This is a genomic window from Rhodococcus sp. EPR-147 (genome assembly GCF_001647185.1).
Lineage (GTDB): Bacteria > Actinomycetota > Actinomycetes > Mycobacteriales > Mycobacteriaceae > Rhodococcoides.
The window spans coordinates 1-8,186 of sequence record NZ_LVCU01000443.1; the positions used below are offsets into that span (position 1 = coordinate 1).

Here is an 8,186-nt window from a genome sequence, read left to right on the forward strand (position 1 = left end):
ACTGAACGCCAACGAGCAGTCCAAGAAGGACGACAACCCGCTCAACGTGCGAGCCCGCATCGAGAACATCTACTCCAAGCAGGGTTTCGACAGCATCGACAAGGGCGATCTTCGCGGCCGCTTTCGCTGGTGGGGCCTCTACACCCAGCGTGAGCAGGGCTACGACGGCACCTTCACCGGTGACGACAACATCGACCTCCTCGAGGCGAAGTACTTCATGATGCGTATCCGCTGCGACGCGGGCGCACTGAACCTCGAGCAGCTGCGTGTCCTCGCCGGCATCTCCCAGGAGTTCGGTCGCGACACCGCAGACCTGTCCGACCGTGAGAACGTGCAGTTCCACTGGGTCGAGGTGGAGAACGTCCCCGAGATCTGGCGTCGAATCGAAGCGGTCGGCCTGAAGAGCACCGAGGCGTGCGGCGACTGCCCCCGAGTGGTGCTCGGTTCCCCGCTCGCGGGCGAGGCCGTCGACGAGATCCTCGACCCCACTTCCGCCATCGACGAGATCGTCGAGCGCTACATCGGCAAGCCCGAGTACTCCAATCTGCCGCGCAAGTTCAAGACGGCGATCTCGGGCCTGCAGGACGTGGTGCACGAGATCAACGACTGCGCGTTCGTCGGCGTCGTGCATCCCGAGCACGGGCCCGGACTCGACCTGTGGGTCGGCGGCGGCCTGTCCACCAACCCCATGCTCGCGCAGCGAGTCGGCGTCTGGGTTCCGCTCGAGGACGTTCCCGACGTATGGGAAGGCGTCGTCTCGATCTTCCGTGACTACGGCTACCGCAGGCTTCGTACCAAGGCGCGCCTGAAGTTTCTCATCAAGGACTGGGGCATCGAGAAGTTCCGCCAGGTCCTCGAGGACGAATACCTGCACCGCAAGCTCATCGACGGCCCGGCTCCCGAGAAGCCCGCTCGGCCCCGCGATCACGTCGGGATCCAGAAGCTCAAGAACGGCCTCAACGCCGTCGGGGTGGCACCCATCGCGGGCCGCGTCTCCGGCACCATCCTCGCCGCCGTCGCCGACGCTGCCGAGAAGGCCGGGTCGGATCGCGTGCGGTTCACGCCGTACCAGAAGCTGATCGTCCTCGACGTTCCCGACGAGACGCTCGAGCAGCTGATCTCCGACCTCGATGCGCTGGGCCTACCTGCCCGGCCCTCGCACTGGCGCAAGAATCTGATGGCGTGCAGCGGCATCGAGTTCTGCAAGCTCTCGTTCGCCGAAACCCGCAAGCGCTCACAGGTTCTCGTCCCCGAGCTCGAAGAGCGCCTGTCCGACATCAACAGCAAACTCGACGTGCCGATCACCATCAACATCAACGGCTGCCCCAATTCGTGCGCACGGTCGCAGATCGCCGACATCGGCTTCAAGGGCCTGTTGGTCGACGACGGGGACGGGAATCAGATCGAGGGTTTCCAGGTTCATCTCGGAGGCAGCCTCGGACTGGACAGTGCATTCGGCCGAAAGTTGCGCCAGCACAAGGTCAACAGCTCCGAGCTGGGAGATTACATCGACAGAGTGGTGCGCAATTTCGACAAGCACCGCGAGGACGGCGAACGGTTCGCTCAGTGGGCCGTGCGAGCAGACGAGGCGGATTTGCGATGAGTACCAGGTTGAATTTGACGGTGGAGGAATTGAAGGACATCGCCGAGCGCGGTGCCCGCGAACTCGACGGGGCGAGTCCGCTGGTGTTGTTGCAGTGGACCGAGGACAACTTCGGTGACGACTTCATCGTTGCGTCCAACATGCAGGACGGGGTGCTCGTTCACCTCGCTGCACAGGTTCATCCCGGCGTGGACGTGCTGTTCCTCGACACCGGCTACCACTTCGCCGAGACCATCGGGACGCGCGACGCCGTCGAGTCCGTCTACGGCGTCCGGGTCGTCAACGCCCGAGCCGAGAAGACTGTCGCAGAACAGGATGCGATCGACGGCAAGGACCTGTTCGCCCGCGAGCCCAATCGCTGCTGTGCGATGCGCAAGGTCGCCCCGCTGAAGAAGGAACTGGCGAATTACAGCGCCTGGGTCACCGGTATCCGCCGGGTCGAGGCCCCCACCCGCGCCAACGCCCCGCTCATCTCGTTCGACGACGCCTTCGGTCTGGTCAAGATCAACCCGATCGCGCCGTGGTCCGACGAGCAGATGCAGGCCTACATCGACGAACATTCGATTCTGGTCAATCCCCTCGTCGACGAAGGCTATCCGTCCATCGGGTGCGCACCGTGCACCGTCAAACCTGCCCCCGGAGCCGACCCGCGTAGCGGTCGTTGGGCCGGCAAGGCCAAGACCGAATGTGGGTTGCACGCCTCATGACACTCGATCTCACCTCGGCCACCGTCGGTCGGACCCATCTCGACGCAGATCGGTTCGACACCCTCGACGCACTCGAATCCGAGGCCATCCACATCTTCCGTGAGGTGGCGGGCGAGTTCGAGCGCCCCGTCATCCTGTTCTCCGGCGGCAAGGACTCGACCGTTCTGCTGCACCTGGCGATCAAGGCGTTCTGGCCCGCTCCCCTGCCGTTCGCACTGCTGCACGTCGACACCGGACACAACCTGCAGGAGGTGCTGGACTTCCGCGATCACGTGGTCGCCAAATACAACCTGCGTCTGCACGTGGCCAGCGTCGAGGAGTATCTCGCCGACGGACGCCTCACCGAGCGCCCCGACGGCATTCGCAACCCGCTGCAGACCGTGCCCCTCCTCGACGCGATCTCCGAAAATCGGTTCGACGCCGTCTTCGGCGGTGCCCGACGCGACGAGGAGCGGGCCCGTGCGAAAGAGCGGATCTTCTCGCTGCGCAACGCATTCGGCCAGTGGGAGCCCAAGAAGCAGCGACCCGAACTGTGGAACCTGTACAACGGCAAGCATTCCCCCGGCGAGCAGGTGCGCGTGTTCCCGCTCAGCAACTTCACCGAACTCGACATCTGGCGCTACATCGCCCGTGACGACGTGGAACTGGCGAGCATCTACTACGCCCATCAGCGACCCGTCTACCAGCGTGACGGCATGTGGATGACGCCCGGCGTCTGGGGCGGACCGGCCGAGAACGAGGAGCTGCAGACCCTGTCGGTGCGCTACCGCACCGTCGGCGACGGATCAACCACCGGCGCAGTGCTGTCCGAGGCCGCCGACAACGAGGCAATCCTCGCCGAGGTAGCCGCGTCCAGGCTCACCGAACGCGGAGCCACCCGCGGCGACGACCGCGTCTCCGAGGCTGCCATGGAAGATCGCAAACGAGAAGGATACTTCTGATGAGCAGCACAGGAACGCAGCTTCTTCGCCTCGCCACCGCGGGGAGCGTCGACGACGGTAAGTCGACGCTCGTCGGACGGCTCCTCTACGACACCAAATCCGTTCTGGCCGACCAGATCGACGCCGTCACTCGGGCCTCGGTGGACAAGGGGCTGGCCACTCCGGACCTGTCCCTCCTGGTCGACGGCCTGCGCGCCGAGCGTGAACAGGGCATCACCATCGATGTCGCCTATCGCTACTTCGCGACGCCGCACCGCTCGTTCGTACTGGCCGATACCCCCGGCCACGTTCAGTACACCCGCAATACCGTCTCCGGTGCCTCGACGGCTCAGCTCGTCATCCTGCTGGTCGACGCCCGCAAGGGTGTCATCACGCAGACCCGCAGGCACGCAGCGGTTCTCGCTCTGCTCGGCGTTCCGCGCCTGGTACTCGCGGTCAACAAGATCGATCTGGTCGAGGACCCCGCAACGGTGTTCGCCGAGATCTCGGCCGAGTTCAACTCGCTGACCTCCTCCCTCGGCTGGTCCAGCGAGGACGTCATCGAGATCCCGGTGTCCGCACTGCACGGCGACAACGTCGCGGTGAAGTCGGACAAGACCCCGTATTACGACGGACCCACCCTCATCGAGCACCTCGAGTCGGTTCCGGTCGACGCCGAACCGCACCGGGTCGGTCTGCGATTCCCCGTGCAGTACGTGATCCGGCCTCGCACAGCGGAGTTCCCGGACTACCGCGGATATGCCGGCCAGGTCGCGGCGGGCTCCGTCGACGTCGGCGACGAGGTCGTCATCCTGCCCTCCGGCACCCGAACGACAGTCGAGCGCATCGATACCGCGGACGGGGAATTGCGTACCGCTCATGCCGGACGCAGTGTCACCCTCGTACTCGCCGACGATGTCGACGTCTCGCGCGGCGACACCATCGCCTCCCCGCAGGACGCACCGGAGCCGATCGGCGACTTCGAGGCCACGGTGTGCTGGCTCGCCGAGAAGCCGCTCCGCCCGGGCGCTCGCCTGCTGCTCAAGCACGGCACTCGCACCACCCAGGCCATCGTCGGGACCCTGATCGAGCGATTCGACGAGCAGGAGCTCACCGCACACGAAGGTCCGGAGTCGTTGGAGCTCAACGAGATCGGCCGAATCTCGGTGCGCGTCGCCGAACCCATCGTGGCAGACGACTACGCCGTCAACCGGCACACGGGCAGCTTCCTGCTGATCGATCCGGCCGGCGGCAACACGTTGGCTGCCGGGCTCGTGGGCAACGCTCTGGCTGCCGTCGAGCTGGGGTCGGCAGTTCCGGCGTGAGCGCACTGATCGCGGTTGCCCACGGCAGCCGTGACCCGCGCTCGAGCGCGACGATCCACCGCGCCGTCGACGCCCTGCGTCGGCGGCGACCGGATCTGGACGTGCGCGTGGCGTTTCTCGATCTCTCCGAGCCCGGCGTCGATCAGGTGGTCGACGACCTGGCCGTTGCCGGACACGCACGCATCGTCGCAGTTCCGATGTTGCTGGGCAAGGCTTTTCACGCAAAAGTCGATCTGCCCGAATTACTGCAGGCCGCAAGAACGCGACACCCGCACGTCTCGATAACGCAAGCCGACGTTCTGGGAGACGACCGACTCCTCATCGACGCAGTCCGCGACCGCATCACCGAAACCGGTGTCGCAGTAACCGATTCGACGGTCGGAATCGCTCTTGCCGCGGTCGGCTCCTCGGTGGCACCGGCGAATCAGCGCACCCGGGTGATCGCGCAGAAACTGCTCGCCGGAACAGACTGGGCCGGAGCTGTGACCTGCTTTGCGACCTCGGTCTCCCCGTCCCCCACCGATGCGGTCGCACAACTGCGCACGCTGGGAGCCGACCGCATCGTCGTGGCACCCTGGTTCCTGGCCCCCGGACTGCTCACCGACAGGATCGAAGCCTCGGTCGCAGGCCTGCCGAACGTGGTGCATGCCAGGGTGATCGGAGCACATCCGGCGCTGGCAGATCTGGTGTCGCGGCGATACGACTCCGCGGTCTCGATGGGTCGTTCCGCAGGCTCCACTCCTGCGGCACGGGCTGTTGCGACACCGGAGCCGAACGCTCTATCGCACCGGTTCAACGAACCGGTGCACCAGCAATCGCGTCTGCACCGCTAGCGTCTGCGATTTTCGGCACCCGAGTCGCTCGTACGTACACCGTCTCGCCCTCGCGCAGACCGAGCGCCTCACTGTCGCCGCGGGTGATCTGCGCCGCGAACAGTTCACCGGTGGCCGCATTCTTCAATTCGACCTTCACCTCGAAACCGAGGTGTACCACCCGCTCGACGACGGCCCGCGTCACACCGGCCGATTCGGCCGTCCCGCTGGCCTGAGCCTGCGCCAACGACGGATCGCGTCCGACGCGAATGTCGTGCGGCCGCACCAGAAGTCCGTTCAGTCGGGCGACCTGACCCAGGAACGACATCACGAAATTGTTGGCCGGGCGATCGTAGAGATCTTCCGGGCTGCCCACCTGTTCGATGCGGCCCTTGTTGAGCACCGCGATCCGGTCGGCGACGTCGAGCGCCTCCTCCTGATCGTGGGTCACCAGCACCGTGGTGACGTGGACCTCGTCGTGCAGTCGACGCAGCCATGTACGGAGATCGGCACGCACCTTGGCGTCGAGCGCGCCGAAGGGCTCGTCGAGCAGCAGCACCTGCGGGTCGACGGCGAGTGCGCGGGCCAACGCCATGCGCTGGCGCTGTCCACCGGACAGCTGCGCCGGGTAGCGACTCTGGAACCCGGCGAGCCCGACGATCTCGAGCAACTCGTCGACCTTCTTGGCGATCTCGGCCTTGGGCCGCTTGCGAATCTGCAGGCCGAAGGCGACGTTGTCGCGCACTGTGAGGTGCTTGAACGCCGCGTAGTGCTGGAACACGAACCCGATCTCACGGCGCTGCGGGCTGACCCAAGTGACGTCCTGACCTGCGAGCACCACCCGACCGGAATCGAGCTGTTCGAGCCCGGCGATGGAGCGCAGCAGGGTGGACTTGCCCGAGCCACTGGGCCCGAGCAGCGCCGTCAACGATCCCTTGGGGATGTCGATGCTCACATCGTCGAGCGCTGCGAAGTCGCCGTAGTGCTTGTTGGCACCGACGACGGAGATCTCGATCTCGGGGGATGTCTCGGTCATTACTTCGTCCTCTTCTTGTCGAGGGCCGTCATCAACAGCAGCACGACGACGGCTATCGCCATGAGCAGTGTGGAGGCGGCGTACGCGCCCTGTTGATTGAAGTCCTCGTACCGTGAATTGACCAGCAGCGTGAGCGTTTGAGAAATACCGGGCAGATTGGTCGAGACCATGATCACCGCACCGAACTCGCCGAGCGACCGTGCGACGGTGAGTACCACGCCGTACGTCAACCCCCACCGGATCGCCGGAAGAGTGATGCGCCAGAACGTCTGCCACGACGACGCACCGAGCGTCGAGGCGGCCTCCTCCTGCTCCTCACCGATCTCGTACAGCACGGGTTCGACCTCGCGCACGACGAACGGCAGCGTGACGAAGATCGTCGCGATGACCATGCCGGGAAGCGCGAAAATGACCTTGAAGCCGAGGCTTTCGACGCCGCCGAACCACCCGTTGGCACCCCACAGCAGGATCAGCGCAACGCCGGTGATGATCGGCGACACCGCGAACGGCAGATCGACGATGGCTTCCAGGACACCTTTGCCACGGAACCGTCCGCGCACGAGCGCCAGTGCGGTCACCACACCGAACACGATGTTGATCGGAACGACTATCGCGACGATCAACAGCGACAGCTGCAGTGCCGACTGCGCAGCCGGGGTGGTGATCTGCTCCCAGAACGTGACGACGCCGTCCTCGAACGTGCGAAACAGGATGGTGCCGAGTGGGAACAGCACCAGAACGGCGAGATACAGCAGAGCCACGGTGCGCAGCGTCAGCTTGATCGGCAGACCGATTTTCACGAGATCTGCTCCTCACGTCGGGCCAGGCGATTGCCCACCACGCGAAGGACGAACAGCACTGCGAACGCGATCGCCAGCAGCACCACGGAGATCGCAGCCGCATCGGTTGGGCGGTCGTACTCGATGAGCTCACGGATGTACTGCGACGCCACCTGTGTGTCGTTGGGGATGTTGCCGCCGATGAGCACCACCGACCCGAATTCACCGATGGCGCGCGCGAAGGCGAGCCCCCCACCGCTGAGGATCGCCGGCAGCAGGACCGGCAGGACGATGCGACGGAAGATGGTCCAGTTGTTCGCGCCGAGCGAGGCCGCGGCCTCCTCGACGTCCTTGTCGAGCTCGATCAGCACCGGTTGAACCGCTCGCACCACGAACGGCAATGTGACGAAGAGCAGCGCGACGATCACCGCGGGCTTGGTTGCGTTGAACACCAACCCGACCGGACTCGCCGGACCGTACAGCGACAGCAGAACCAGGCTGGCCACGATGGTCGGCAGTGCGAACGGCAGATCGATCAGGGCGTTGACGAATCGCTTGCCCGGGAACTCGTCCCGCACCAGGACCCACGCGATGAGGGTGCCGAGAAAGAGGTTGACCACGGCCGCGGCCACCGACACCTGCAACGTCACCTTGAACGTGGCCAGCGCGCGTTGCTCGGTGACCGCGTTCCAGAAGCCGGTGAGACCGTCGTCGAACGACTGGACCGTCAACGCCGCCAGAGGAAGCAACACGATGACGCTGAGCCACAACACCGCGACGCCGAGTCCGAGCGGACCGACCGATCCCGGGCCACGGAACTTTCGGCCTTCCCGCCCGGCACGAAACCGTCGTGTCGCGCTGGGCGGGACGGTCGAATCCGACGGCGCGGGTTCGCTGCTCGATAGGGACATGATCGCTACCTGGTGCTGTCTTGGTAGATCGTGGCGATGGCACCGTTGTCTCCGAACAGGTCCGCGTCGACCTGCGTCCAGCCACCGAGCTCG

At 65.4% G+C, this 8,186-nt stretch carries 8 protein-coding genes; 5 read left to right on the forward strand and 3 right to left on the reverse strand.

Features of this window, described 5'->3' with window-relative positions; genetic code table 11:
• The 5 genes from A2J02_RS19370 to A2J02_RS19390 form a co-directional block, all read left to right on the forward strand.
• Positions 1-1,603, forward strand: a 1,603-nt coding sequence (locus A2J02_RS19370) for a nitrite/sulfite reductase (RefSeq protein ID WP_068052357.1), incomplete at its 5' end; no start/stop codon positions are given.
• Positions 1,600-2,310: a phosphoadenylyl-sulfate reductase gene (locus tag A2J02_RS19375; RefSeq protein ID WP_068052359.1), complete on the forward strand. Its 711-nt coding sequence runs from the start codon at positions 1,600-1,602 to the stop codon at positions 2,308-2,310. The genes A2J02_RS19370 and A2J02_RS19375, both read left to right, overlap by 4 nt.
• A complete protein-coding gene (gene cysD, locus A2J02_RS19380; RefSeq protein ID WP_068052360.1) occupies positions 2,307-3,251 on the forward strand; it encodes a sulfate adenylyltransferase subunit CysD in 945 nt (314 codons plus the stop codon). Before A2J02_RS19375 ends, cysD begins: the two co-directional genes overlap by 4 nt.
• On the forward strand, positions 3,251-4,555 hold the full coding sequence (locus tag A2J02_RS19385; protein ID WP_068052363.1) for a sulfate adenylyltransferase subunit 1: 1,305 nt from the start codon (positions 3,251-3,253) through the stop codon (positions 4,553-4,555). Before cysD ends, A2J02_RS19385 begins: the two co-directional genes overlap by 1 nt.
• A complete protein-coding gene (locus A2J02_RS19390; RefSeq protein ID WP_068052366.1) occupies positions 4,552-5,388 on the forward strand; it encodes a sirohydrochlorin chelatase in 837 nt (278 codons plus the stop codon). The genes A2J02_RS19385 and A2J02_RS19390 overlap by 4 nt, the downstream gene beginning before the upstream one ends.
• Here the strand turns inward: A2J02_RS19390 and A2J02_RS19395 are convergent.
• Genes A2J02_RS19395 through cysT form a run of 3 tightly spaced genes read right to left on the reverse strand, consistent with a single transcriptional unit; the run spans position 5,348 to position 8,093 of the window.
• On the reverse strand, positions 5,348-6,403 hold the full coding sequence (locus A2J02_RS19395) for a sulfate/molybdate ABC transporter ATP-binding protein (protein WP_068052370.1): 1,056 nt from the start codon (positions 6,401-6,403) through the stop codon (positions 5,348-5,350). The two genes, A2J02_RS19390 and A2J02_RS19395, sit on opposite strands and share 41 nt — an antisense overlap.
• A complete protein-coding gene (gene cysW, locus A2J02_RS19400) occupies positions 6,403-7,203 on the reverse strand; it encodes a sulfate ABC transporter permease subunit CysW (protein WP_068052371.1) in 801 nt (266 codons plus the stop codon). The genes A2J02_RS19395 and cysW overlap by 1 nt, the downstream gene beginning before the upstream one ends.
• On the reverse strand, positions 7,200-8,093 hold the full coding sequence (gene cysT, locus A2J02_RS19405; RefSeq protein ID WP_082898920.1) for a sulfate ABC transporter permease subunit CysT: 894 nt from the start codon (positions 8,091-8,093) through the stop codon (positions 7,200-7,202). The genes cysW and cysT overlap by 4 nt, the downstream gene beginning before the upstream one ends.
• Between the last annotated feature and the right edge of the window lie 93 nt (positions 8,094-8,186).